This is a genomic window from Marinomonas sp. PE14-40, from assembly GCF_051623805.1.
Taxonomy (GTDB): domain Bacteria; phylum Pseudomonadota; class Gammaproteobacteria; order Pseudomonadales; family Marinomonadaceae; genus Marinomonas.
Map to the genome: position 1 here is coordinate 80,848 of NZ_CP130700.1, position 22,386 is coordinate 103,233.

24 protein-coding genes are annotated in these 22,386 nt (G+C 39.1%); 14 read left to right on the forward strand and 10 right to left on the reverse strand.

The window, feature by feature from the left end; all coding sequences use genetic code 11:
- Positions 1-84 precede the first annotated feature (84 nt).
- The 3 genes from Q0A08_RS00395 (at position 85) to Q0A08_RS00405 (ending at position 1,558) form a co-directional block, all read left to right on the forward strand.
- Positions 85-498, forward strand: a complete 414-nt coding sequence (locus tag Q0A08_RS00395) for a GNAT family N-acetyltransferase (RefSeq protein ID WP_438464170.1) — start codon at positions 85-87, stop codon at positions 496-498.
- A gap of 54 nt (positions 499-552) precedes the next feature.
- On the forward strand, positions 553-918 hold the full coding sequence (locus tag Q0A08_RS00400; RefSeq protein ID WP_438464171.1) for a cupin domain-containing protein: 366 nt from the start codon (positions 553-555) through the stop codon (positions 916-918).
- Between the two features lie 292 nt (positions 919-1,210).
- Entirely contained in the window at positions 1,211-1,558 is a 348-nt protein-coding gene (locus tag Q0A08_RS00405) for a DUF1428 domain-containing protein (RefSeq protein ID WP_438464172.1), read from the forward strand.
- A 201-nt stretch (positions 1,559-1,759) separates the two neighbouring features.
- Here the strand turns inward: Q0A08_RS00405 and Q0A08_RS00410 are convergent, their stop codons facing one another.
- Together Q0A08_RS00410 and Q0A08_RS00415 are read right to left on the reverse strand one after the other, a co-directional pair.
- On the reverse strand, positions 1,760-2,740 hold the full coding sequence (locus tag Q0A08_RS00410; protein WP_438464173.1) for a response regulator: 981 nt from the start codon (positions 2,738-2,740) through the stop codon (positions 1,760-1,762).
- On the reverse strand, positions 2,740-5,679 hold the full coding sequence (locus Q0A08_RS00415; protein WP_438464174.1) for an ATP-binding protein: 2,940 nt from the start codon (positions 5,677-5,679) through the stop codon (positions 2,740-2,742). Before Q0A08_RS00415 ends, Q0A08_RS00410 begins: the two co-directional genes overlap by 1 nt.
- A gap of 596 nt (positions 5,680-6,275) precedes the next feature.
- Here Q0A08_RS00415 and Q0A08_RS00420 point away from each other — a divergent pair.
- The 9 genes from Q0A08_RS00420 (at position 6,276) to Q0A08_RS00460 (ending at position 11,373) form a co-directional block, all read left to right on the forward strand.
- Positions 6,276-6,578: an antibiotic biosynthesis monooxygenase family protein gene (locus Q0A08_RS00420; RefSeq protein WP_438464175.1), complete on the forward strand. Its 303-nt coding sequence runs from the start codon at positions 6,276-6,278 to the stop codon at positions 6,576-6,578.
- 76 nt (positions 6,579-6,654) lie between these two features.
- A complete protein-coding gene (locus Q0A08_RS00425) occupies positions 6,655-7,302 on the forward strand; it encodes an NAD(P)H-binding protein (RefSeq protein WP_438464176.1) in 648 nt (215 codons plus the stop codon).
- Positions 7,303-7,407: 105 nt separating this feature from the next.
- Positions 7,408-8,100 carry a hypothetical protein gene (locus Q0A08_RS00430; RefSeq protein WP_438464177.1) on the forward strand — a complete coding sequence of 231 codons (693 nt, stop codon included), beginning with the start codon at positions 7,408-7,410 and terminating at the stop codon, positions 8,098-8,100.
- 114 nt (positions 8,101-8,214) lie between these two features.
- The gene (locus Q0A08_RS00435; RefSeq protein WP_438464178.1) at positions 8,215-9,180 is read left to right on the forward strand and encodes a D-2-hydroxyacid dehydrogenase family protein; all 966 of its coding nucleotides are present in this window, start codon (positions 8,215-8,217) and stop codon (positions 9,178-9,180) included.
- A 46-nt stretch (positions 9,181-9,226) separates the two neighbouring features.
- Positions 9,227-9,763: a GrpB family protein gene (locus Q0A08_RS00440; RefSeq protein ID WP_438464179.1), complete on the forward strand. Its 537-nt coding sequence runs from the start codon at positions 9,227-9,229 to the stop codon at positions 9,761-9,763.
- Between the two features lie 29 nt (positions 9,764-9,792).
- A complete protein-coding gene (locus Q0A08_RS00445; protein WP_438464180.1) occupies positions 9,793-10,257 on the forward strand; it encodes an N-acetyltransferase in 465 nt (154 codons plus the stop codon).
- Between the two features lie 53 nt (positions 10,258-10,310).
- On the forward strand, positions 10,311-10,658 hold the full coding sequence (locus Q0A08_RS00450; RefSeq protein WP_438464181.1) for a VOC family protein: 348 nt from the start codon (positions 10,311-10,313) through the stop codon (positions 10,656-10,658).
- Positions 10,659-10,731: 73 nt separating this feature from the next.
- Positions 10,732-10,980 carry a glutathione S-transferase N-terminal domain-containing protein gene (locus Q0A08_RS00455; RefSeq protein ID WP_438464182.1) on the forward strand — a complete coding sequence of 83 codons (249 nt, stop codon included), beginning with the start codon at positions 10,732-10,734 and terminating at the stop codon, positions 10,978-10,980.
- 36 nt (positions 10,981-11,016) lie between these two features.
- The gene (locus Q0A08_RS00460; RefSeq protein ID WP_438464183.1) at positions 11,017-11,373 is read left to right on the forward strand and encodes a glutathione binding-like protein; all 357 of its coding nucleotides are present in this window, start codon (positions 11,017-11,019) and stop codon (positions 11,371-11,373) included.
- A 6-nt stretch (positions 11,374-11,379) separates the two neighbouring features.
- Here the strand turns inward: Q0A08_RS00460 and Q0A08_RS00465 are convergent, their stop codons facing one another.
- On the reverse strand, positions 11,380-12,579 hold the full coding sequence (locus tag Q0A08_RS00465) for an NADH:flavin oxidoreductase/NADH oxidase family protein (protein WP_438464184.1): 1,200 nt from the start codon (positions 12,577-12,579) through the stop codon (positions 11,380-11,382).
- Positions 12,580-12,694: 115 nt separating this feature from the next.
- Here Q0A08_RS00465 and Q0A08_RS00470 point away from each other — a divergent pair, with 115 nt between their 5' ends.
- The gene (locus Q0A08_RS00470; RefSeq protein ID WP_438464185.1) at positions 12,695-13,585 is read left to right on the forward strand and encodes a LysR family transcriptional regulator; all 891 of its coding nucleotides are present in this window, start codon (positions 12,695-12,697) and stop codon (positions 13,583-13,585) included.
- 498 nt (positions 13,586-14,083) lie between these two features.
- On the opposite strand, the gene Q0A08_RS00475 is transcribed toward Q0A08_RS00470, so the two are convergent.
- The 7 genes from Q0A08_RS00475 to Q0A08_RS00505 all read right to left on the reverse strand — a co-directional run bounded on the left by Q0A08_RS00475 (position 14,084) and on the right by Q0A08_RS00505 (position 20,979).
- The gene (locus Q0A08_RS00475; protein WP_438464186.1) at positions 14,084-16,216 is read right to left on the reverse strand and encodes a PDC sensor domain-containing protein; all 2,133 of its coding nucleotides are present in this window, start codon (positions 16,214-16,216) and stop codon (positions 14,084-14,086) included.
- Positions 16,213-16,851 carry a hypothetical protein gene (locus Q0A08_RS00480; RefSeq protein WP_438464187.1) on the reverse strand — a complete coding sequence of 213 codons (639 nt, stop codon included), beginning with the start codon at positions 16,849-16,851 and terminating at the stop codon, positions 16,213-16,215. Before Q0A08_RS00480 ends, Q0A08_RS00475 begins: the two co-directional genes overlap by 4 nt.
- 33 nt (positions 16,852-16,884) lie before the next feature.
- The gene (locus Q0A08_RS00485; RefSeq protein WP_438464189.1) at positions 16,885-18,450 is read right to left on the reverse strand and encodes a transporter substrate-binding domain-containing protein; all 1,566 of its coding nucleotides are present in this window, start codon (positions 18,448-18,450) and stop codon (positions 16,885-16,887) included.
- Entirely contained in the window at positions 18,447-19,283 is an 837-nt protein-coding gene (locus Q0A08_RS00490) for a class I SAM-dependent methyltransferase (protein ID WP_438464190.1), read from the reverse strand. Before Q0A08_RS00490 ends, Q0A08_RS00485 begins: the two co-directional genes overlap by 4 nt.
- 221 nt (positions 19,284-19,504) lie before the next feature.
- Positions 19,505-19,720, reverse strand: coding sequence for a hypothetical protein (locus tag Q0A08_RS00495; RefSeq protein WP_438464191.1), 216 nt, complete (start codon positions 19,718-19,720; stop codon positions 19,505-19,507).
- Between the two features lie 83 nt (positions 19,721-19,803).
- Positions 19,804-20,436, reverse strand: coding sequence for a DUF2589 domain-containing protein (locus Q0A08_RS00500; RefSeq protein ID WP_063339600.1), 633 nt, complete (start codon positions 20,434-20,436; stop codon positions 19,804-19,806).
- Between the two features lie 36 nt (positions 20,437-20,472).
- Positions 20,473-20,979 carry a DUF2589 domain-containing protein gene (locus Q0A08_RS00505; protein ID WP_438464192.1) on the reverse strand — a complete coding sequence of 169 codons (507 nt, stop codon included), beginning with the start codon at positions 20,977-20,979 and terminating at the stop codon, positions 20,473-20,475.
- A gap of 423 nt (positions 20,980-21,402) precedes the next feature.
- On the opposite strand from Q0A08_RS00505, the gene Q0A08_RS00510 reads away from it, so the two are divergent.
- Positions 21,403-22,263 (forward strand): lamin tail domain-containing protein, encoded by an 861-nt coding sequence (locus Q0A08_RS00510; protein WP_438464193.1) that lies wholly within the window; start codon positions 21,403-21,405, stop codon positions 22,261-22,263.
- Positions 22,264-22,386: the final 123 nt, after the last annotated feature.

Genomic DNA, 22,386 nt, shown 5'->3' on the forward strand with positions numbered 1-22,386 from the left:
TTATGTTAGTGAATTTAATTAACTGTTTTTTCAAAAGAGGTAATATAGATTTTACTTTGGGATAGAAAATATGAGGGAAAGTGCATGAATATCGAAGTATTAGAGCAACCTGACAATGATTTGATTGATTTCTTAGATAAGAAAATTAAAGAGATGAATTGGCAAAATTGGGAGGTGAATGAAAGACTTCCTCTTGCAGTTCAAATTAAAGATGATGAAGGGGTAGTGATTGCTGGTGCCGCAGCTCGTACTTTTGGGGATTGGTTATTACTGGATACCTTGTGGGTCTCTGAGACTTTAAGAGGCCAAGATGTAGGCAGCAAGATCTTAGCCAAAATTGAAGACGCAGGTAAAGCACGAGGTTGTAAAAAGTGCTTTTTAGAAACACTGCATTTTCAGGCTAAACCTTTTTATGAGAGGAAGGGTTATCAGGTAGAATGGGTACAAGAAAATTACCCAAAAACAGGCTGTCAGTATTTTATGGTGAAACAACTCTAATGTTAGAAAGGGATGCTCAAGCCTCCCATTGTTTAGTCTTAGCTAGGAGATGCAATGAGTAAGATTAATATTAGCGAAAAGTTCGCCCTTTTTACGGATGAATGGACGCCAAAGGTAATTGCTGAATCAAATGGACAATTAGTTAAAATTGCTAAGGGCAGTGGAGAACTTGTTTGGCACAAGCATGATAATGAAGATGAGTTATTCATCGTCTTTAAAGGACATTTAACCTTGCAGCTTAGGAATGAGAATATTGAGTTGGGAGAAGGTGAAATGTATGTTGTGCCAAAAGGGGTCGAGCATTGTCCTATTGCAACACCAGACACACATTTTATGATGATAGAGCCTGCAAGCACGGCGCATACAGGTGAGTTAGAATCTGATGTGACTGTTTCGAATGCTGATCAAGCATGGATTTGAATATCTAGCCATCTATAGTGAGGGGCAATTCCTTACTCATAATTGCCCCAAAAGCCAGTAAATCTAAGCTTAAAATCCTGCAAGATAGAGCCTTCGGCACGAAAGTCATTAGGCCTTATTGGTGTAAATATCTATATTCCATTTCATACTTCTACTCATTCTGAGAACGATTTCTTAGTCTCATAACAGACATGTTATTAGGCAAAAATAATAAGAGATATTGCTCTTATCAAAGGCTACTTTTAATAGGGTAAGAATCAAATAAAGATATAGAAACATAGAGGAGATAAACATGAATTTTATTGACGGTTTTGTTGCAGCTGTACCGACAGAAAATAAAGAAAAATATATAGCGCATGCTAAAGATACAGCTTTACTTTTTAAGGCGTATGGTGCTTTAAGTATTGTTGAGTGTTGGGGTGAGGATGTGCCTGATGGGGAGAAGACCTCTTTTCCTATGGCGGTTCAATGTGAGGAGAATGAAACGGTCGTCTTTTCATGGGTTACTTGGCCTTCTAAAGCTGTTCGAGATGAAGGCTGGGAGGGCATGATGCAAGATGAGCGAATGAAAGAGTTTATGATGCCTTTCGACGGTAGTCGTCTCATTTATGGAGGCTTCCAAACGATAGTGGATGAGTAAATTTTCCTCGATTAAAGAGCTATAAAAAGGGTTAATAAGGTTGAACTTATTAACCCTTTTTTATCTTTTATTAACTTAGGCTGAGTTTACATAAGATGTATTTGGTATTTGTCAGAAGGAAGGGAAAATTAGGAGAAGTTTGAAGTGTTTAGGGGCATTAAAAATCGAATAAGTAACCTGTAGAAAAAGACTGTTTATAGCCTAATTCTTATTATCCCATACCTGCTTAATCTCTAAAATTTGAGGAAGAATTTGTTGGAAAATATCAACTAACCTTGGGTCAAAAGCTGAACCTGCATTTTTGACAATCTCTTCTATGACACTCTCTAAAGGCCAGGCATCTTTATAGGGGCGTTTCATACTTAAAGCATCGAAAACATCTGTTATGGCAACAATGCGACCCGACTCAGGAATCGCTTCTCCCACTAGGTTATTTGGATAACCACTTCCATCCCATTTCTCATGATGAGAAAGGGCTATTTCAGACGCTAAATTGATAAGCTTTGAGTCACTTTTATTTAAAATATCTGCTCCTATTTGAGTATGTTGCTTCATAATTACCCACTCTTCAGGTGTGAGTTTTCGAGGAGCTTTTAATATTTCATCTGGAATGCCTATTTTTCCTGTGTCATGCATAGGTGCTGCAAGTTCCATTAATTCAGCCATCTCGTCAGACCAGCCAGCAGCGCTTGCTAAGGCGCGTGAATAGGCCGCCATGCGCCAAATATGAGCACCTGTATCATTATCGTTATAGTGACCCGCTTCTCCTAGCATAAAAACGGTGTCTTTTTGTACCTTTTCGAGTTCATTTACTTTTACAAGAGACAAGTGTGTTTGTACTCTTCTTAATACAATTGCACCCGATATTGGCTTTTGTATGTAATCTACAGCACCTACGTCAAAACCCTTAGTTTCATCATCGACATCACTCATGGCTGTGACAAAAATAACAGGAATGTCTTTTGTGACAGGGTTACTTTTTAATTTTTCGCAGACTTCATAGCCACTAAGGTCTGGCATCATGATGTCTAGCAAGATTAAATCTGGTTGATGTTCTTGAACTGCTGAAAGTGCTTTTAAACCACAGTTAGCAAAGATAAGCTGAAACTTGCCTTTAAGAATTTGTCTTAATAATTGAAGATTATTAGGTTCGTCATCAACAATTAATATTTTTTTCAGCATTAGGCGCACTCCAGTGTGATTCCTAGATTAATCGCTATTTCTTGTGTTTTAAGTATTGCACCTTCAAAGTTAAATGCATCAACTTCCCTTTGAATATCTTGTAATTTTGTATTTCCCATTGATTGAGTTAAGTTCTCCAACAAAGGTTCTATAACATCAGGGTCTAATGTATTTAAAGCAGTAATTAATTCTAATAACAAAGGTCCCATAGCTTCTTTATCAAGTGTCTTAGGTTGATCGGCTTGATTGAGATGGGATAGGTTTAATTGGTTGATTGCACAACAAGCGTCATCAAGCACTTGTTTTAATGGGTCGAGTTTTAAAATAACCTTATCAATGTTATTCGACTTTAGGTCTGCATCAATTTCAGTGATGACTTTTTCAACTTGGCTAATATAGAGGTTTCCTGCTAAACCTTTTAAAGCATGAGCAATGGCTTTCGCTGGTTGTAAATCATCTGTGCCTTGCTGTAATAGTTGCTCTATTTGGATTGCATCATTGCTTCGTTCTTTGGCAAAGGTTATTAATGCTTTTGCATATACGTCGTTTGACCGCCATACCTCAATTGCTTTGGTGTAATTTGCGATATTTCTTAAGGATGAAAAATTGATATTGCTTTGCTGATAAAGTTCTATGTCTTGGGTGTCATTGATTTCGCCAAGTTCAGCAGGAACCATATTCTCCATCGCAGAAAATAGATGATTAAAGTTGATAGGTTTTGCCTCAACGGCATCCATGCCAGAATCTAGGCAGTTTTGGTAGTCTTCATTCATTACACTTGCTGTTAAAGCAAGAATTTGAATATGTTGATCACTACCAATTTCATTTTTTCTGATTTCACGGCTAGCTTCAAAGCCATCCATAACGGGCATCATCACATCCATTAAAATAATGTCATAATTGCATTTTTGAGTCGCTTCAACAGCTTCAAGCCCATTTTTTGCCCAATAAACACTGTGACCTTGGTGCTCAAGTCGCAAGGTGACTAATTCTGCATTTGCATCTATATCTTCTGTTAACAGTACTTTAAATTTACGTGGTGAGTTATATTTATCAACCTCCACATTCACATTGTCGCTCTCATATAGACATTCTTGTTCTAATTCTTCTTCTGCAGCTTCTAATTTACAAGTAAAATGGAACTCTGAACCTTCACCTAATTTGCTTTCAACCCAAATGTCGCCACCCATAATGTTAACGATTTGCTTACTAATGGTAGTACCGAGACCCGTTCCGCCAAAGCAGCGAGTAGTTGACTCATCTGCTTGTACGAATGAATCAAATACATTTTTTACCTGTATTTCACTCATTCCAATACCTGTATCTTGCACAATGAAGTGTAACTTGTCTTTTGCATCCATTTTGACATAAAGGCGGATATGACCTTCTTGTGTGAATTTAATTGAATTACTTACTAGGTTTAAAATCACTTGCCTTAAACGGGTAGGGTCACCAAGATATTTGTGTGGCAGGTCCGCATCTATTTCTAGTTTGATATCTAGGTTCTTTTCTTTCGCTTGCTGATCAACTGTCTGCAAGGTGAGTACTAGTGCATTTGGTAGATGGAAATAGGTTTTTTCTAATACAAACTTGCCGCTCTCTAGCTTAGATATATCAAGAATATCATTGATAATAACTAACAGAGACTGTGCTGAATTAAGGACAGTTCTTAAATGCTTGCGGCTATTCTCAGGGAGCGAATGCTTCAATATTAGCATTTCGGTGAAACCAATAATTGAATTCATTGGGGTACGAATTTCATGGCTCATATTGGCAAGAAATGCCGCTTTTGTTCTTGCACCTGCTTCAGCTGAATCACGTGCTTGAATTAATTCTTCAGTTCTCTCTTTTACAGTTTTCTCAAGGTTAGCGCGATAATTGTCTAACTCTTTTTCATGTCGTTTATTCTCAGTAAGATCACTGACAATAACGACATACATAGCTTCTTCTGTTATATCCATTTTGCCTATTGCTAAATAAATAGGAAATCGACTGTTGTCTTGGCGTATCGCCTCCGCTTCATTTATCAGGTTGCCATTTGATTTAATATTGGTATTGAGAAAGTAGTGATTTTCTTTACTAGCGCTATAGATAAGCGTGTCTATATTTTTATTGATTATTTGATCTTCAGTATTGCCAAAAAGAACTTCAGAGGCCTTGTTTAACTGTTTAATAATGCCATTTTCATTAACAATAATGATGCCGCTAGGAGAGGTTGAAAAAATGGCTCTGTTAAAGCTTGCTTCATGTTGAACATCAAAATATAAAGTATTTAACTTGTCAGCCATCTCATTAAATGACTGAGCAGTTTTAGTTAATTCATCTTTCCCTGAGGAGACTATAACGCGATGATTTAAGTCACCTTTTGAAAGTGCCTTAGACGCTGCAGCTAGAGCGGTTAATTGACGAGTGAGATACTTACCTAATACGAAAGAAAATAAAACAGTGACAGCGATGGAGAGGATTGAAATTAAAACTAATACATTCTGTGCTTCCGCCGCATCTTTTCTTGCAAAGTTGATGTCTAAGCCAAACTCTACTCTACCATAGGACGTTTCTTGTTCGATTATCTCTGTAAAAGTGTCGAACACACCATCACTTGCTTCTTCGATATTTTGATCTTGAACAAAAGGTTTAATCTGCTCATTTTCTCTTTTGGCGGCGGCTAGTAAGTTAGTGTGATCATCAAATACTCTAATATATACCATGTCAGGATGTTTAATAATTTCATCTACATAGGTTTTAAGTGTTGCTAAATCGTAAGAAAGAACACTGTCTTTCGCCATAGCTGAAAATAAGTTAGAGACAGTGTAAATACGTTTTTGAATCGCTTTTTCTGTTGAGCTTTGTAAAACAGACATACTCACTAAATACAGAATAGTGAACACTGTGCTTTGAATTAGAATTAACCCTAATATGGTCTTTAGGCGAAAAGACATAGTGTGTTTTGTCTGGCAGAGTTGGAGAATAAAAGTGAAGGGTAAAGGCCTAATTTAGGCTCTTTCCTTGTTAAAGTCTCAAATGTTTTACACAAGCAAAATAATGCATGGTCTAGTTTTCTTGTTTGAATGAATATCTTAATGATTTGTCCCCACAGTAAACCTAGTATTGTTCTGCTATAAAGACCTACCTGAATGAAAGTGCTCAGATAGGGTAGTCTAAAGGAGAAAAGGCAATGAAGCATGATTAACTCGTTCATTTTTTGGATGATTATTAGGCTCAAGCTTAGTTTTGAATCGACATATCCGCAAGTTACCCTAACCTAATAAAACTAAAATTAAGCTCAGCTTTCTGTGATTGATTTAAGAGAAAATACCAATAAATAAAGCATAATTTTCTACTGGGTTATTGGGAGAAATCGTGACACTCTATGAACCACTGAAGAAGTGAAAATGAAACTTTAAATAAGTTAAAACAAGCTGTCACTTTAAGTGTGATAAAGCTGAAGAAAAGATATGATTCAGAGGCTAATTAGGCAGTACTTTGAATGAAGCAATCTAAGAATCACCACTAAACTTCAATTAATGAGGTCGAAATGTTTATTGCAATGAATCGTTTTAAAATCAAACTTGGCTTTGAAGAAGACTTTCTAGCTATCTGGAAAGGGCGTGACAGCCTGTTAAAAACCGTGCCTGGTTTTGTGAGCTTTAACCTCTTACAAGCTGAGACGAATGAAGAGTTTACCTTGTTTGCTTCCCATGCGACTTGGGAATCTAAAGCAGACTTTGAAGCTTGGACTAAATCCGAAGCCTTTAGAAAAGCCCATGCTAATGCTGGTAATCGCCGCGAAATTTATTTAGGGCCGCCTCAATTAGAGTTATTTGATGTCGTCATTTAAAACCTTCTAAATAACATCGAAATAAAGTGTACAAGATAGGCATTTTTAGTGACGTAAATGCTCAGTAGAGAATCTTATGAAAAAGGTGGCTTTAGTTATTGGGTCAACAGGTTTGGTTGGTAAATCCTTAGTTGATCAGTTGGTTGCAGCAAATCACATTGAACAAGTGATTACCTTGACCCGCAGACCGGTTGAGCATGTGTCTGCCAAAGTTGTTAATCATGTGGTGGATTTTGATCAGCTTGAGCAGCATGCCTCCCTTTTTCAGGTCAATCTTATGTTCTCCTGCCTTGGTACCACGCTTAAACAAGCGGGTTCGATTGACGCTCAACGTAAAGTAGATTTTGAGTATCAATTAAAAGCGGCAGAACTGGCAGCAGAAAAAGGGGTCTCTCATTACCTTCTTGTCTCTTCAAGTGGTGCGAATGATCAAAGCCCTAGCGCTTATTTTAAAATGAAAGGGGAGCTGGAAAAGCGGATTAAGTTACTCAATTTTGAACGTATCAGTATTTTTCAGCCTTCTCTACTAATGGGTGAAAGGAAAGAGTTTCGTTTGGCTGAAAAGCTAGGCTCTTGGTTATTACCTAGCTTATGTCTCATTCCTGGACTTAGACGTTATCGACCTATTACAGGTATGCAAGTCGCAACAAAAATGCACTTCGTCAGCTCTCAATCTGGACCTAAACTGGCTCTTTATCGCCTTGATGAATTGTTTGAGGTATAAGGCATACTCTCTTTGTACCTCATTACTTGTTGATGCTGATGTCATAATTGATGGCTCTTCAGTTTTAAAGCGAATGTATGAAATTTATTGATAAAAGGAATTTTCATGAAAATCAAACAAAATGCGCTAAAAGTCGCTATCGGTTTTCTTATTCTAGCGGCACTCTTCTCAATTTGGACCGTATTACTGGGCGAATTTGGAGACTTTGAAATAAGAGTTTTACTTACCACTGTTTCTATTTCTATTGCGAGCATGTGTGCTATGGCTTGCGGTGCACATATTGAAAAAACGCAGATCAAATTGGCTGGGGGCATAGGGATTTTCTCATCGATGGTCAGCCTGATATTAACGCTATTGCTGATTTGGTTAGAGATTCGAGATTCGACTATTTGGCGCTTGAGCCTATCTTCTATGGTCGTGACGTTCGCGTTAGCCCATACCTTACTGCTTAATTTACCTCCTCTGATTGAAAAGCGTTTTTGGTTACGTTATCTCGCGGGTTTGTCTATCACTATTATGTCGCTTTTGATTCTTACCCTTATTTGGAACGATGAAATGGTGACTGAGGGGTATTTTAGACTAATGATTACCTTAGCTATCATAGTTGCCTTGGTTAGCTTGTTAATTCCGATCTTCTCTAAACTAGACAAAAAAGCAGAGCATAAATTAGAGAGTGCATTACAAAACAGCCCTAAAAGTAAGGTTGCTCAAAAGACACTTGAGCTTAAGTTGACCCAAATTGAAGATGATATTTACGCCGATGAAAACGGCAAAGAGTATCGTCTCATTGAGCTATAAGTCTCTACTAAGTGGTAGAGCTTTATTAAGTGGTAGCTATCAGAATGAAGCTTAAGTACAAGGTGCTAATTTGACCGACTAACTATTTATGAATACCTAAACAAAGGAACACTTATGAAGATTGCTATTTTAGATGATTATCAAGATGTAGTTAGGCAACTTAGCTGTTTTTCCATGTTAGAAGGGCACAAAGTATTAGTGCTTAACCAATCATTGCCTGAAGATGAACTAGTACAAAAGCTAGTGGACGTTGAGGTCTTAGTTTTGATTCGAGAGCGAACTGAGATGACTGAATCTCTCTTATCTCGCTTGCCTAATTTGAAATTGATAAGCCAAACCGGCAAGGTGAGTAATCATATTATCCCGAGTGTTTGTCATCAGTATGGGGTTGAAGTGGCAGAAGGGGTTGGTTCTCCGGTTGCTCCTTCAGAGTTGTGTTGGGCCTTGATTATGGCTGCGTCTCGTCATATTCCTTCTTATAGTGCGAATTTAACAAATAACCAATGGCAATACTCGGGAAATCTGGGGTTGGGTCGATCTTTAAACGGATTAACCTTAGGTATTTGGGGGTACGGTAAAATCGGTAAACGCATTGCCCAGTATGCCAAAGTATTTGATATGAAGGTGCTGGTGTGGGGGAGTGAAAGCTCACGCCAAACTGCGATTGAGGATGGTTTTGATGCAGCAGAGTCAAAAGGTGAGTTTTTTGAAAGTGCGGATATTTTAACCTTGCATTTGCGTTTAAACGAGGTAACCAGAGAATGTGTTACTTCTGCTGATCTTGCCAAAATGAAGCTTGATTCTTTATTCGTCAATATTAGCCGTGCAGAACTGGTTGAAAAGGATGCTTTATATCGAGAACTTAGTCAGAATCTGTCAAAGAAAGCGGCCATTGATGTTTATGAAAATGAACCAGCTAACCTTGATAACGAGCCTTTAATTGGATTAGAAAATGTCACTGCTTTACCGCATTTAGGTTATGTGGAACAAAAGAGCTATGAGTTGTATTTCAAGATAGCGTTTGAAAATGTTTTAGCTTTTGCAAACGGTGATGCAAAAAATCTAGTGGCTAGAGCTTAGTGCCTGAAAAGTCTAATTAAACAGTTTTTAAGAAGGATGAAAGAAGTTGCGTATTATTGAAGTAGTGGATTACAACCCGAACTGGGTAAATGAGTTTGAAAAGGAAAAGACGCTGATCTTATCTCAGTTTTCGGGTGAAGGTGTTCAAGTGTATTCTCAACCCTTTAATATAATTCATATAGGTAGTACCTCTGTTGTAGGGCTAAGTGCCAAGCCTATTATTGATATTCTATTAGAAGTAGATAACTTGGAATCGCTTGATCTTGATTCAGACAAGCTCGCTGCGATCGGTTATCAAGTAAAAGGTGAATATGGCATTAAGGGGCGTCGCTATTTCCAACGAGGTGTAACGGAACGTACGCATCAAATACATGCGTTTCTAAAGGGGTCTGACCATGCTATTCGACACGTTGCGTTTCGTGATTATTTGTCTGCATTTCCTGAGGTCGCAAAGGATTATGCAAGAATCAAAAAAGAAGGTGCGACCCTCTACTCCCATAGTATTGATCAATACTGTGAGCATAAAAACGACTTTGTTGTTAAGCACGAAGCAGAGGCATTGGCTTGGTTTAAAAATAGATAAAGCAAACTTTGTTTATTAGGGGGAAATCTATGAAGGAAAAAATTGAATATATTAAATTCGATGACATTGATCAGGAAGCATTCCTCCCCTTAGTAAATAGTCAAAGGGTGCGTGAGCATCTGATGGAGCATGCTCTTTTTACGCTCGAGACATTAACCCAATGGATGGCAACGAAACGTGCACTTGATAATGAAGTTGGCTGTAAAGCGAGAGGGATTTTGTGTGATGGAGAACTGGCTGGTTGGTGCGCGATCCAATACGAAGAGAGCCAGTATGAAATCGCTATTATTATTGATGACCGCCATTGGGGCCTAGGAAAAAACGTGTTTAAAGATATGATGGGATGGGCAAGAGAGTTCAAACATGAATATGTCTATATTCATTTTTTACATACTCGTCCCGAGTACAGGTTCTTAAAGAAAATAGCTAAATCCGTTCAAGAAACCGAGCTATATGGTAATAAATTTATCAGTTATCAATTGGCTGTCGAGTGAGTTAACGCTTGTCTCTTTGTTGCAACTGATACTTTTTTTGTAGAAGTGCTTATATGAAACCAGTAAGTGTATTGATTCATGTCCCAGATGTAGACCAAGGTCTTGATTGGTATAAAAAAGCTTTTCCTAATGCGAAGGAGAGGTATTTGGAAGCATTTGATATGAGGCTTTTGGATATTAGTGGATTCATGATTGAGGTAGTCAAAGCTGACGCTAAGGTTGGATCTGGAAAAGCGGGTAGTGTTTTATATTGGCAGGTGAGTTCGATTGATAAAACCTTAGAACACTTTCGGTCTCTTGGCGCAAAGCTATATCGCGGGCCTATGGCGATAGAAGAAGGGCTTAGAATGTGCCAAATCGAGGACCCTTTTGGTAACTTGATTGGGTTACGTGGTCAATAACATTATTTGGCTAACAGTATTGCTTAGTTCATACTGACAATTCAGTGTTAACGTTTTTATAAAAAGGAATTTCATGGAACTGTTTGGAAGAATCACCTCTTTTAATGTTCAAAAAGTGCTCTGGTTACTTGAAGAGCTTGGCATAAATTATGAACTCGTGGAATTAGGTGGGCGTTTTGGTGGGCTGGATACTGAGAATTTTCAGCAGTTAAACCCTATGAAGAAAGTCCCTGTTTTAATTGATGGTGAAAGACATATTTGGGAGTCTCATACCATAATGAGATACCTTATTGCTGAATACTCACCACAGCTATGGTGTTAGGGAAGCCCTTATAGCCAGTCTTTATATGAGCGTTGTATGGACTGGTCTCAGGTGACTTTTCAACCCGTTTTCATGGCAACTTTTTGGGGCTACTATCGAATGCCTCCAGCTAAAAGAGATATGAAAGCAGTAGAGTTAAACCTAGTTAAATGTAAACAATGCCTTGAACAGATTGAAGCCCAACTAAAAGAAACGCATTATCTTGCAGGTTCATCAATGTCTCTTGCCGATATTTGTGTTGGTGCAGTCCTGTATCGTTTGACGACACAGGGGCTTTCTATCTCATTACCCTCAAATACTCAACAATGGTTTGACAAATTAAGCAAAAGGCCGGGCTATAAAACTTGGATTATGAGTGATTACAGTGAGTTAAAAGGTCGTGAAAATTTTTAACCCGATTTAATTAGATGGATTAAAAAACGCATTCCAGCTAATGCTTCTAAGTTCATCTCTTTCTAAATACTGCTTTAGTGCGAGAGCTAAAGGTTGAGAAAAGTCTTGCTCTTGATCCAAGGCGATCGCATTGATACGCATTGTGTACCATGCCGTTATTCCTTCAGTTGGTGGTGAATCAAAACGAGGAAAACTCAATGTTTGATTGATGCCGGCAAACCAATCGTTAGCCAGGTTTGGGTTGAGTACCATAGCGCGAGCCAAACCCACTAGGTCTGTACCCTTATCTTGCAACAGAGTGCTGGCATCGGATAAAGACTTGACACCACCCGTCACCATGAGGGGAATAGAGGTAAGGTTTTTTGCTCTTTGTGCAAAGGTCTTGTAATAAACCCCTCTGCTTGCGCTATCTGAGCTGGACTTTGCACCTGGAAAATAGGTGCCTCCGCTAATTTCAATCAGATCCAAACTGGTTTTGTCTAACAAGCTAACATGTACCAAGGCATCTTCTTCTGTTAAGCCGCCTTCAAGTAAATCTGATGCATTAATTTTGATGCCAATGGGGTAGCTGGGTCCTACTGCAAGGCGCACAGCATCTATAATTGCCAGAATAATGCGACAGCGGTTCTCGATACTACCGCCGTATTTGTCATCCCTTAGGTTAAATAAAGGGGAAATGAATTGGCTTAATAAAAAGCCATGGCCTGCGTGAATTTGTACGCCAGTGAATCCGACCTCTTTGGCAATGCTGGCAGCCTTGGCATAACTTGCTGGTAAGCTTTCTATTTCTTCTATTGTCATACCTTCGCAGTGAAGCGTACCTACATCAAGTACAGATGGGCCTTTAGCTTGGCTGATAGGCGCATGAGATAAGGCACCTGCATGGCCAAGTTGTGGCCATATATGTGCGCCTGTGATGCTTGCCCTTTGAGTTAGTCGCCTTAAGGCTTCTTTATCCGAATGTTTGGTGAGGCTTAGGTTACCTGGTTTTTCAGGGTATCTTGGGTCAACTTGTACTTCTCCTATGATGGATAACCCGATACCACCTTGTGCCCATCTTTCATAAAGCCTTATCTGAGCTTGAGTCGGATTGGCTTCTCCGTCGCCTAATGAGTCAGACATGGCTGATTTTGCCAATCTATTTTTTAATACCGCACCGCAGGGTAGGGTAAGAGGTTGCTCAAGTAAGGTTTGTATTCTATCCATTGCTTTGCCCTTTGCTGTATGTGGGAGCCATATAGTTTCATAGAGCTATTATTGATATTTTTAGATAAACTAAAAACAGGGTAATGATTAATAAACTATTAAAAATAAGTTGATAATGAATACATCTGATCTCACATTGTTTGTGCAAATAGCCCAGTCTGGCAGTATTACGGCTTCGGCCAAACAGGCGGGTATTACAACAGCGGCAGCAAGTTCAGCGCTTAAACGCTTGGAGCAACAGCTTGGGGTACAGCTTTTTATTCGCAGTACGAGACAACTGCGTATCACGCTTGCGGGAGAAAAGTTTCTGTTTCACTGTCAACAGGCGCTCGCTTCTTTAGAGCTAGGCGTTGTGAATGCCAATGAGTCTGTAGGCAGCATTGCTGGTAATTTGAGACTATCCGTTTCATCTGATTTAGGTAGAAATATTTTGATGCCATGGATAGATGAGATATTAGGGAAACACCCAGCGTTGGCAATCGATTTGACCGTGAGTGATACTCTTTCAAACTTTTTTGAGGATAAGGTCGAGCTAGCTCTTAGGTATGGCAAGCCTCAGGACTCGAACTTAGTCGCGTTTCATATAGCAAGTTTAAAACGAATAACCTGCGCTTCTCCTGATTATCTCGCCACTTATGGTGAGCCAAAACATCCTGAAGAGCTTAGAGATCATGCTTGTTTGTTGTACCGAATAAATGATCGATTATTTGACCATTGGGAATATAGTCAGTCAGCTTCAAATTATAAAGTAAAAGTATCAGGTAACCGAGTTTGTAATGATACGGATATAGTTAAGCGATGGGCGCTTGCTGGTCATGGTATTGCTTATCGATCTGAAATTGATATTTATACCGATATAAAACAAGGCCGCTTAATTCAGATATTAACAGAGTATCAAGCACCTGTGGTTGAGCTCTATTTAGTCTGTCCAAGCCGACAGCAAGTTACACCCACCGTCATCGCTTTCAGAGAGTTATTAAGAGAGAAAATAAAACAGCTTGTCTAATTTTTATTGGCTCACTTGGCTTGTTTAAATTAATTCAGATATAAGTTTTATTGTTTCTCATATCTGAATTAAGAGTAAAAATGACATGAATTTATTATCTTCTGACTAATCTAAAACGACATTGTCTCTATGGTTACAATTGAATGAGGGTTGTCATAATGCAGAATAATAAGAAGTAGGGCCAATAGAGTAATTTTAATAGCAGGCCATCTTGATAATCAATGAGATAGTTTCTGCTATTAGAAAGGTAAAGCATTGACGAAATAGTGACACATATAAGCAAGCAGCTGTAACTGGCTAAATAATACAACTCTAAAAAAATAATGCCTTTGGCCTCTAATGCATCTCGTAACGAAATATGCGAAAGAATTAAGATAAAGAATAAAGAGGAGCTTAGTGCCAATACGCTACTAAAACTGAAGCCCCATCAACTTAATCACAAAAATCGCACATTAGTGTTTGAAAATAAATTTGATTATAACCTTTGTAACCAAAGGGTTATTGTAGGTTCACTAGGGTGATACCAATGCAAAAAATGAAGCAGATAGGCCAATAGAGCATCTTTATTATTAAACCTTCTTTGTAATCAAGCATACTGCTTTGAATATCTGAGGTATAAACAATGGCTGCGACTGCAACAAAGACAATTTGTGCATAGGTTCCGAAATAGAAATACTCTAGAAATATCATGTCTTTTGCTTCTAGCTCGTCCCTTAGGGAAACATGGGAAATCACCAGAATAAAAAATAAAGCGGCACACTGTTCTAACACGGTTGAACTGCTAAAACCCCAAAGCGTTATCTTTGCCTCACTTTTGGTCCATAGAAGTAGGGTGCAAAAAGCCAAGCAACTGACCATAATCAGTGGTAGCAAGTGAGTGATAACAGGTCCTGTGATTACCCTTTTGATAACGAGATTAAAAGAAAGCAAAGGTGGTTGAGTGCTTGTGTCATTTTGATAGCTAAAGTAACTTTGCCTAATCTCCCAACCACTGAGCTCTAGTCCATTTGGGTTAATACCTGGTAAGTCTTCAGGGTTTAGACTGTTGTACAGGGTGAATCTGGGCACTAATATCTTATTTGCCAACTGATTCTTACCTTCAATTTGTATTTTTATTTCTTCCATATCAAAGGGAAAAGAGGCGTAATTGAAAGGCTGTCTTATCTCAGAGGTAAATTTCCATTTTTGCTTGTCCTGCTTGCTTGCAAGTTTTTCCCATTGTGTATCTATCGCAAGAGGGAAAAATACCGGTGGTTCCTCATACTCTTTATCTAGCTTAGATAAACTGATATCACCCAGTACTTGAATCGTACCTGGATCAAGTTGAGTCATAACATTAATATTGAGTCCAATTTCAGTTTGTTTAAGAGGGTGGCCTTTTAGATGAGAATCTGAGGTGTTTTTTAATAGAAAGTTATTAACGTTAACCTTTTCGAAGATTTGATTGGCAGTGACTAAACTAAGTTCGTCATTGAGTTTATCTGCCCACATGCTGATTAGGCTTACCAGCATGGCACAACTGATTAGTATCGAGAATCGGTAACCTAGATTGATGACCTTTTTAGGAAACTTGAGGCAGCTGATGAGCAGAATGCTAGCAATTAAAAATAACAACTGAGGCAGCTTACTTAGGGATGAGATTTGTGTACTTAAAGCCTGTTCTGCTCTTAATTCCTCTGCCCACACGAGAATTCCTAAGATGTCTTTAGTGCCTGATACCTCGCTAAAAAATAACCAACACTCTTTTTTGTTAATAGGATGAATAAAAGAGGTGATAGCGCCTTTTTCTCTTTGTGTCAGTATGGTTCTTAAAAAGTGGTCATCTTGCTTAATCCTATGAATGTTCTGGCCAAGATAATCAGTAATAGGGTAAGAAATTAGTTCGTCATTATGGGTAAGAATAAAGCCGAATCCGCTTTGAGCTAAGTTTAATTGAGATACGATTTGGCTTAACCCAGATAAAGACAGGTTTAAGAAAATTATGCCGTCATAGCCATTGTCGTTATTATTGTCATAGTTTGATGTAAATGGACGTATGTATTCTGCAATCCAACTGTTGGCAGACGTTCCATAGTAGGGCGCGAGCCACATGGGCCCTTCTTTCAAGGGTTGATGAAACCAAAATGTTCTAGGTTTATCTGAGTTTGCATCGTCTGGGCGGGTATAATCATATCTATCTGATAAAGCTTGTTGAGAATGATTGTTAGCACCTTTTTGATAAAAAGGGGAGTACAACGGCAGATTGGAATCAAAGCGATCTTTTTTAAAAACAATGCCACCTCTGAAAGCACCTTTAGTGGCTAAAACCTTACGTTCTATGAGCGCTCTGATTTCCTGATCACGTAAGTTGCTTTGTGCTAGTTGATGGGCAATGTCTTCGGTTGCTTGTTTTATCGTATTAAATTGTTGGCTTATCTCTAAACTCGCGGTGTTCCCTTGTTTTACTATCGCTTCTCTTAGCAGGGCATCCTGAGTTAATTCCGTTTGCTTTTGCATCTGTTGCAAAAAGAGACCAGTACAAAGAAATACAAAGGCAGTCAGTAATAAACCAAACTGCCAGCATCTAATTTGCTTGGAATTTAATATTCGTCTGCTTTTGTAGCCATCCTGGCCGAGTTCTCCTGATTTCACTTTTTGTTGCCCTCCTGAATACCTAATTCCAGTTTTGTGTTGAAACGTTGCAGCAATACTTGATCAAAGCGTTTGATTAGCCATGAACAAACCAAACTACAGCTAATAAACCAAAGTGCGACCAAGCTATAGATGGGAATGACCATCTGACTGTCGCCTGAAATGGCGATGGTGGCATTGGCTGTCGCCATAATTTCTTTTACGCCTATGATGGATGACGTAGTGGAGGCCATAAGAATGACAATAAAATATTGGCTCCAAGGCGCGAGTTGAAAAGCTTTATCTGGCTTTTTTATCTCTAGAAAATAGCCACAAGCAAAGCCTGTCACTGGCGCACCTAAAGCAAAAATCGCTTTCGCCATAACGGGAATTTGAAAGTGCATATCAGCCAACGTAAATTGGGTTGGAATAATCAGGGCGAGGTAAAAAAGTAATACAAAACTCGGCACATTTCTAAATACGAGCAGAAAACTTTTGGCAATTAGCTGGATAAGAGTAAAGCGACTTAAATGGAGTTTCGTAATATATAAGCCTGTTATTATACCAAGTGTCATGGCGCATAGGGTGATGATAAGGTTCAAGCTAAAGGCTTGCATAAAAGTGGGGAATAAACTGATTAAATAATAAACTGTCATGATTCTTCCTTTAAATAAGTTTAATTCTGTGGCTTAACTCGTTTTTTGAGCGTGCTTAGGTTGGGGAATAAGTCGGAACAAATACTCTATCGCTTTGCTAAAAAGCATGACCTCGAAGAAGTAAAACAACATAAGCAGTGTCATTAAAAACAGCGTATGACCTTGAGAGGCGACCAGACTGGTAGTGACAAGAATGGCATTGGGTACAGAGAGTGCGCTTGCCATAGCCGAAGCTTTTACTAAATTGATTAAGTTCGCAATAATGCCGTGTTTCCCTTCAAGAAAAGCCGTTTTAAGTGTGCTTAATTGGCGTCTTTTATTTTGCGATGCTATGGAATCTTCCAGTAGGCTACTTATCCCTGCTGCGGTATAAAGTGAGAGCACGATAAGTGCTGTGGTTACTGCGCTTCCAGAAAGAAGGTCTAGCATCAATGGGTGACTATAGTGATAAGAAAACAGCCCGAAGTAGAGTAGATACAACAATACAATGGGTGGAACACTACGTTGAACATTGATAATGCTATTAATCGTCTTACGTATATAGGGATTAGAAAGCAGAGAAAAGAGGGTGAAAATATAGGCAAACACCAAGGTAAGGACAACCACTGCCAAGGTAAATAATAAGGTTTGAGTAAACGCGAGAATTAACCAGTCTGTGTCATGTTGATCAAATGGCCACCAGCGGCTATTTTCGACAGGCTTATCTTTGGGGTGCTGGTCACAGGCATCTGGTAAGGAATAGGCTGAATCGAAACGACATAAGAACTGTCCATTTTTCGTTTTTTGACTCCATAATTTGGCTCTATCTGCGAGATATACTCGGTCAGGTAAAAGCCATTTAGTCGCATATTTGTAGAGTGTAGCGTCACGTTGCCATTTAATTGCTATGTTTTCTAACGTCTGTTTCAGAGAAAGACTATTCGGATCTTTACTGACAACTAAAGACCATAGAATAGGGTAGATAATGGGTAATTCTGCCTGATACTCTTTCCAGCTGTCTGATTTTAATAGATGATAAATTGCTGAATTATCATACGCCCATGCAACACATTTTTTGGTGAGCAGAGCTAATTGAGCATCCCTTGTATTAAATAAAATTAAGGGCTCAATGGCGTAATCTTGAATTAACGTCTTGTTAAAATATGAGCCGCCATAAAGGCACACCTTTTGGCCAGATAAATCTGACCAATCTTTGATGTTGGATGATTTGGCCGTTAATGCCGTGACGCCGCTACGATAATAATGAGGGGTAATCATGCTGACCCTTTCTCGCCTTTGTTGGGTATCTCCAACCGTTGCGATTAGCATATCTACCTCACCTTCTTCTAGTAACTGAAAGCGATTACCACTGGTGACAGGCCTGAATTTTACTTCTACGCCTAGCTCTTGAGCCACTAATTTTGCTAAGTCTGGCTCAAAGCCAACAACTTTACCTTCAGGTGATAACATTCCCCAGGGTGGGTAGTCTACTTTAACCCCAATCCTAATGACGTTTCGATCTTGAATTTGGCTTAATGTATCTGCATATAGCTGGCTTGATAGGCCAGAGATAGCAACTAATGTAGCGAATAAGAATATGTTAATTAATGTCCTTATCATGCGTTCGCTCCCTCTGGGTGTTGGTTACTATGTTTGGTCTTAGGCTTTGCTAATATGAGAAAACCATAGGCAAGTTGAGTTGGAAGAAGGCGACATAAAATTTTGTCTAATTTCGCGATAAGAGGGTGAGTAAGTACCCATTTTTCTGGCAGCATACTTTCTGACTGAACGATCACAGCTTCAAGGCCTGCAAGTGCTAATTCATGATCTAGGCTGGACAAACTGAATAGATGATAGTTAAGTTTGATTTTGCCTTTACGTTGATAATGAATGGCTTCACTGTTTTTAAAACTGATGTTTTTGATAATATTCCAAGCTTGTTTAGCTAAGAAGCGACGTCCACGATTCGGGACAGATAGGAGAATCGCGCCTTCTGGAGAGGTCAGTTGAGCCTTATTTTGTTTTAGAATATTTACTCTTTCCGACTCTTCTTCTATGTGAGAAAGCACGCCAAACATCATAAGGCTGAGTGAGATAGGTTGAGAATGTTTTAAGTGTTTGTCTAGTTGTTGTTTATGGCTAAATAAATGAATCTTGTTGTTGGTATTATGGTTAAGCAGGAGTAGCTCTTCTAAATCTGATATCGCCCTTTCACTAATGTCGTAGCCTATGAAATGTAGGTTATAGGTGTTTGCTAATGCTAGAAGATAGCGCCCTTGTCCACAGCCAAAATCAAGAATCTGACTTTTTGGATTGATTGGGAGCAAACTTAGCTGAGTATGAATGAAGCTAAGCACATTAGGGTTTGCACTTGGGTATCGCGTTTTATACAGGCCGGATTGATAGTATTGATTGTATTGTTCAGCCATGTCTTTTTCATAATGCTTATTCATGATTACTCTTCCTTTAAAGCCTCTATCTTTCATGTTTCCTGCGTCGGCTTAAGGTGAACTTATTAAGCCAACGACAAGACTTATTACCTTCCTCAAATGCTTGATGGATTCAGGATTAGGCTTATAGTTTGGCTAAGAGTAATTTTTCTATCTCGGGGGAAACCACTGTAAATTCAGTGGCTTGCATTGTTATGTAGGTGATAAGGGTGATTTTTGATAGGTTAACCCGAGTGACTTTTCTGCAAAATGGTTTGCTTTTGCGACTCATAGTTTTCGAATACGTCTTTTGCTTGATTTAAGCTTGTGGGACTTATGCTAATGCTGGTATTGCAATCTGGGTTAGAGCAACGAAACCGCATACCACTGACAAAAAGCTTGGCATCGAAGAGAATGACGGACTGGCAATGTGGGCAAGGGATTTGTTGTTGGTAGGGCATAAAACGTCCTTATTAATTATGTTTATTCACTGAGTTTATTAAGTGGGTGCGATGAAATCGCACCCTCATCCTGATGATCAGAGTTAACTTTTCTCGGCTTCAATCTGAATAGGCTGGATAGCTTGAGAGTAAGCATCAATGATGGTAGTTACCCCTTGTGGCAATGGCAGTTGTCCTGCATGAACATGCACATTGTATTTAGCACTATTAGATTTTTCGTAATGGGACTTATCTGATGAGGCTGTTTTGCTGGTGGATTTCACGCTACCACTAATTTCAACAGAGAAAGGCCCAATACCTGCTGAGGCGCTAAATTTTGCTTCTGCACCCACCTCAGTACTGGATGAGTTTTCTTTTTCATTGGAAAAAGAGCTCTTTACTTCCATTTCAAAATCAACAGAAACATCATCAACCGCTAATGAGTTAAGAGGCAAGATGGTGAGTAACGGCAAGTTCATTTTTGTTTGTGCGGGTTTTTCTTGGGGCGTGCCATCGGCGTTAATGATAGCGCGCTCAATAATCATATCTATCATGATAGGCGAGCGAGTGCCGTCTTGTGCTGGTGGTTGAAAGCAGGTGTTTAATAAGAACTCAGTTTGGGTGTGAGCCATTAAAGCATTTGCTTCGGCTGCGGCTTTTAAAGGCCCACCAATTAATGACTTCATTGGCAAACCACTAAATTGTTGCGCCATAGATAATAAAGCTGGTCCTGGCATATAGAACTCCTTGGATAAGTATTTATGTTGGCTGAATTAGCCTGGGATTTGCGATCTTAGGGCCTTTTCGTACCCTTCAATCACAAGCTGTAGACCCTCTGGCGGTTCATTGCCTTTAAGGGTAATTTCTATCGCAGTATTGGTGCTTTTATGATCACAGCTTGTTAACAAGCCTCGCTTATTGGAGTTAGCAAAAGCTACCATAAGCTCATTATCTTCATTGGTTGTCACATCCAACTCTGCTTTAAATTTTACTTCTTGAATTCTTGGAGAACTGACGGGAGAGAGGGTGATTAAGGGAACATTCACCATGACGGTTTCAACGCCTTTGTCAGTCCGGCTTGGAAATGCCATGGCGACCATTTTAGGTCTATGAGTGACATAAGATTCAGGTGCAATTCCTTGGTCATTTACATCTAGCTCTTCGTGCTTTATTGCATCGAAGAAGGTTTCTATGTGCTTAACACCTTCTGCTTCGACTGCTTGTGCTGCGCTATGAATACTTTGGTGGATGGCGTTCATTAAGGCTTTAAATTTAATCATGGCAATCTCTTTTATTGGTTATAGGGCCCACGAATAAATCACCGTTTCTCAGTCATATTAGGTGATGCTTTTATCCCCATATTGAGCTGGGATAGTTTATTCGCAGTGTCTTTTAGATTTTTGATGTGTGTTTAAAGATTAACGAGAAAAATTCGAGATAACGCGGCAATAAAAATGACAAAGTCTGTGAAAACTAGGCTCATTTAATCTCTTTCTTCTCCTTATTTATGCCGCAGTGGATGAGGGGGGGTTATGAATACCGAGAGAGGTGAGGGAGTGACAAAAAACTGCCTTACGATTGTAAGAATACACTGTAAAAATAATGCCTTTAAACGAGTAAGTTTGCTGTTTGAGTGGGATGTTTAGTGAGGACACGCTATGGATCATAGCGCTATTAAATATAGGTAAAGAGGGAGTCTAGTAATGGAATCAAATACCATCAAAAAGTTAAAACAAACAATTTATAAATATCAATTCAGTCTTGAGCAGGATCGGGCTTTGTCTGCATTTTCTGAGGTCAGTTTAAAGCTTGCAGAGCAACTGCTTAAAGATAATGCTGATGATATTAGTCCGAGTGCTTTCACCGTATGGTGGCAGGCTAATTATCGTCTTTATGCTAATCAACAAATGATGATAACAAGCTTAAACTTTAAGGGTTCAAGCTCTGATCAAAGCCAACCTGAAGAGGATGAATATATTGAAATCACTAACCAAGGACCGGCTATTTTAGACCTCGAAGGCTGGAGCATAGAAGCTGGCCCGAATCAAAAGATGACTTTCAAAGAGAATACTTTGATAGCAAGTAGACAGACTATTCGCATTTATACCTTTGATAAGGGAGAGTTTTCATTTAATAGCCATCATGCAATTTGGAACAACCGCGGCGATAAAGCCAAGTTATATGATGAGAATGCTAATCTAGTTAGCCAGTGGTGGTATGGCCGTGAGGCAGAGCAAGATGTGTATATTTCTCATATCGCCTTTGATGGTAATGATAGATACTCCGAGGGTGATGAGTATGTTGAAATCACTAACTTGAGTCCTGCTTGGGTGGATATTTCTAGTTGGGTGTTAGGTGGCGGTCATGCGGATGACTTTGTTTTTTCTGAAGGAAGTCAGATTGCTCCTTTTGGCAGTATTCGCGTGTATACCAATAAACTTGATGCTAAAACAGGGGGGTATTCATGGGATAGCAAGCGAGCTATTTGGAATAATCATGCAGGACATGCTTATTTAAATGGATTAGGTCAACGCATAGTGAGTGACTATAGCTATGCAAAATAGCGACAGGAAATAGCTCTAGAAGAGGCAGGCCCCAAACTCACGCTGCTTGATTTGGGGCAAAATGCCAGAATTTTTGCCAAGTAGTAAACTGGGAATGGCGATAAGGTAAATGGACTCATTCTT

Excerpts from the sequence above, each read along its gene's own strand:
- Q0A08_RS00490 (WP_438464190.1), bottom strand. The coding sequence starts at position 19,283 with ATGAATAAGCATTATGAAAAAGACATGGCTGAACAATACAATCAATAC.
- Q0A08_RS00460 (WP_438464183.1), top strand. The coding sequence starts at position 11,017 with ATGGACTGGTCTCAGGTGACTTTTCAACCCGTTTTCATGGCAACTTTT.
- Q0A08_RS00470 (WP_438464185.1), top strand. The coding sequence starts at position 12,695 with ATGAATACATCTGATCTCACATTGTTTGTGCAAATAGCCCAGTCTGGC.
- Q0A08_RS00500 (WP_063339600.1), bottom strand. The coding sequence starts at position 20,436 with ATGCCAGGACCAGCTTTATTATCTATGGCGCAACAATTTAGTGGTTTG.
- Q0A08_RS00445 (WP_438464180.1), top strand. The coding sequence starts at position 9,793 with ATGAAGGAAAAAATTGAATATATTAAATTCGATGACATTGATCAGGAA.
- Q0A08_RS00430 (WP_438464177.1), top strand. The coding sequence starts at position 7,408 with ATGAAAATCAAACAAAATGCGCTAAAAGTCGCTATCGGTTTTCTTATT.
- Q0A08_RS00415 (WP_438464174.1), bottom strand. The coding sequence starts at position 5,679 with ATGTCTTTTCGCCTAAAGACCATATTAGGGTTAATTCTAATTCAAAGC.
- Q0A08_RS00420 (WP_438464175.1), top strand. The coding sequence starts at position 6,276 with ATGTTTATTGCAATGAATCGTTTTAAAATCAAACTTGGCTTTGAAGAA.
- Q0A08_RS00425 (WP_438464176.1), top strand. The coding sequence starts at position 6,655 with ATGAAAAAGGTGGCTTTAGTTATTGGGTCAACAGGTTTGGTTGGTAAA.
- Q0A08_RS00505 (WP_438464192.1), bottom strand. The coding sequence starts at position 20,979 with ATGATTAAATTTAAAGCCTTAATGAACGCCATCCACCAAAGTATTCAT.
- Q0A08_RS00410 (WP_438464173.1), bottom strand. The coding sequence starts at position 2,740 with ATGCTGAAAAAAATATTAATTGTTGATGACGAACCTAATAATCTTCAA.
- Q0A08_RS00405 (WP_438464172.1), top strand. The coding sequence starts at position 1,211 with ATGAATTTTATTGACGGTTTTGTTGCAGCTGTACCGACAGAAAATAAA.
- Q0A08_RS00450 (WP_438464181.1), top strand. The coding sequence starts at position 10,311 with ATGAAACCAGTAAGTGTATTGATTCATGTCCCAGATGTAGACCAAGGT.
- Q0A08_RS00480 (WP_438464187.1), bottom strand. The coding sequence starts at position 16,851 with ATGACAGTTTATTATTTAATCAGTTTATTCCCCACTTTTATGCAAGCC.
- Q0A08_RS00465 (WP_438464184.1), bottom strand. The coding sequence starts at position 12,579 with ATGGATAGAATACAAACCTTACTTGAGCAACCTCTTACCCTACCCTGC.
- Q0A08_RS00485 (WP_438464189.1), bottom strand. The coding sequence starts at position 18,450 with ATGATAAGGACATTAATTAACATATTCTTATTCGCTACATTAGTTGCT.
- Q0A08_RS00510 (WP_438464193.1), top strand. The coding sequence starts at position 21,403 with ATGGAATCAAATACCATCAAAAAGTTAAAACAAACAATTTATAAATAT.
- Q0A08_RS00455 (WP_438464182.1), top strand. The coding sequence starts at position 10,732 with ATGGAACTGTTTGGAAGAATCACCTCTTTTAATGTTCAAAAAGTGCTC.
- Q0A08_RS00435 (WP_438464178.1), top strand. The coding sequence starts at position 8,215 with ATGAAGATTGCTATTTTAGATGATTATCAAGATGTAGTTAGGCAACTT.
- Q0A08_RS00495 (WP_438464191.1), bottom strand. The coding sequence starts at position 19,720 with ATGCCCTACCAACAACAAATCCCTTGCCCACATTGCCAGTCCGTCATT.
- Q0A08_RS00395 (WP_438464170.1), top strand. The coding sequence starts at position 85 with ATGAATATCGAAGTATTAGAGCAACCTGACAATGATTTGATTGATTTC.
- Q0A08_RS00400 (WP_438464171.1), top strand. The coding sequence starts at position 553 with ATGAGTAAGATTAATATTAGCGAAAAGTTCGCCCTTTTTACGGATGAA.